Below are 1,987 nucleotides of genomic sequence, written 5' to 3'. Positions count from 1 at the left end.
CGTGCGGCGGAAGCCGCGGCGATGGCGAGCCGCGCGCCGCTCGACCTGCGCGTCAATACGCTGAAGGCCAAACGCGAGAAGGTGCTGGCCTCGCTGCGGCATCTCGGCGCGGCGGCGACGCCGTGGTCGCCGCTGGGCTTGCGGATCGCGCTCGGCGCCGATGCCCGCAATCCCGGCATCCACGCCGAGGAGGATTTCATCAAGGGCGCCGTCGAGGTTCAGGACGAGGGCTCGCAACTCGCGGCGCTGTTGTCCGGCGCAAAACCCGGCGAGCAGGTGATCGACCTTTGCGCCGGGGCCGGCGGCAAGACGCTGGCGCTGGCGGCCATGATGCAGGGCAGGGGCCGTCTGATTGCGACCGATCGCGACAAGCGGCAGCTCGCGCCGATCCACGAACGGCTGTCCCGCGCCGGGGTTCATAACGCCGAGGTTCGCGCCCCCAAGGGCGAAACCGATCCGCTGTCCGACATCCGCGCCACCGCCGATCTCGTGCTGATCGATGCGCCCTGCACCGGGACCGGGACCTGGCGGCGCAACCCGGACGCGAAATGGCGGATGCGGCCTGGCGCGCTCGAGGTGCGTTTGAAAGATCAGGCGGAAGTGCTTGACCGTGCTGCGGGTTTGGTCAAGCCGGGCGGTCGCGTCGCCTATATCACCTGTTCGGTGTTGCCGCCGGAAAATGGCGAGCAAATTCGGAAGTTTATCGGCCGGCATCCAGATTTCACGGTAACGCCGCCGTCGCAGACCGCTTCAGTGTTGTGGGACAGGACGGACGACTTCCTCGCCGCGGTTTACCTCTCTGGCGAGGGGCTTTTGATGACGCCGCGCAGGACCGGAACGGATGGGTTTTTCGTGTCGGTGATGCGAAGAGGAACGGCATAGGTTCTCGTCATCATCCGCGAAAGGGGATGTCCAGTAAACGCCGGGGCAGCGATGACTGGATCGCCCGATCAGGGCGATGACAGTGGTCTTCGGCGGCAACGCGCTTCGCGCTTTAGCCGGCCAAGACGTATTTCGCGGTTGCGAGGCCGATGCCGGTCGCGTAATTCCTCGCCATGACAGCCTCCAGCAAAGCCTCCGCGCCAGCATCCGGTCCCTCCGGCGAGACCTCCGCGCACGATAAGATCTTGATCATCGATTTCGGCAGCCAGGTCACGCAACTGATTGCCCGGCGCGTGCGCGAGGAGGGCGTCTATTCGGAAATCGTTCCGTTCCAGAAGGCGGAAGCGGCCTTTCTTGAGATGAATCCGAAGGCGGTGATCCTGTCGGGCGGGCCTGCTTCCGTGCTCGACCGGAATGCGCCGGCGGCGCCGATGTCGATCCTCAAGGCGGGCGTGCCCGTGCTCGGCATCTGCTACGGCGAGCAGACGATGGCGCAGCAACTCGGCGGCACCGTCGAAGCTGGCCATCACCGCGAGTTCGGCCGTGCGGCCATCGAGGTCACTGAGACCTGCGCGCTGTTCGAGGGCGTCTGGGAGAAGGGCGGCAGATACGACGTCTGGATGAGTCACGGCGACCGCGTCACCAAACTGCCCGATGGCTTCCGTGCGGTGGCAAAGGCGCCGGGCTCGCCGATCTCGGTCATCGCCGACGATAAGCGCAAATTCTATGCGATGCAGTTCCACCCCGAGGTGGTGCATACGCCCGACGGCGCGAAACTGATCCGCAATTTCGTCCGCAAGGTCGCGGGGTTGACCGGCGACTGGACGATGCGCGCGTTTCGCGAGGAGGCGATCGAGAAGATCCGCGCTCAGGTCGGCAAGGGCCGGGTGATCTGCGGTCTGTCCGGCGGCGTCGATTCATCGGTGGCGGCGATCCTGATCCACGAGGCGATCGGCGACCAGCTCACTTGCGTGTTTGTCGATCACGGCATGCTGCGCAAGGACGAGGGCAAGACGGTGGTGGATCTGTTCCGCCATCACTACAACATTCCGCTGGTTCACGTTGATGCGTCGGAACAATTCTTGGGCGAACTCGCCGGCGTTAT

2 protein-coding genes are annotated in these 1,987 nt (G+C 65.3%); both read left to right on the top strand.

Going from position 1 to position 1,987, the window contains the following annotated elements; all coding sequences use genetic code 11:
- Positions 1 to 882, top strand: an 882-nt coding sequence (locus BGN91_RS10155; protein ID WP_292612776.1) for an RsmB/NOP family class I SAM-dependent RNA methyltransferase, incomplete at its 5' end; no start/stop codon positions are given.
- 173 nt (positions 883 to 1,055) lie between these two features.
- A partial coding sequence (gene guaA, locus BGN91_RS10150; protein WP_292612774.1) for a glutamine-hydrolyzing GMP synthase occupies positions 1,056 to 1,987 on the top strand: 932 nt, incomplete at its 3' end.

This window comes from Nitrobacter sp. 62-13, assembly GCF_001896955.1.
GTDB lineage: Bacteria > Pseudomonadota > Alphaproteobacteria > Rhizobiales > Xanthobacteraceae > Nitrobacter.
This window is presented reverse-complemented; position numbering and strand designations above follow the sequence as displayed.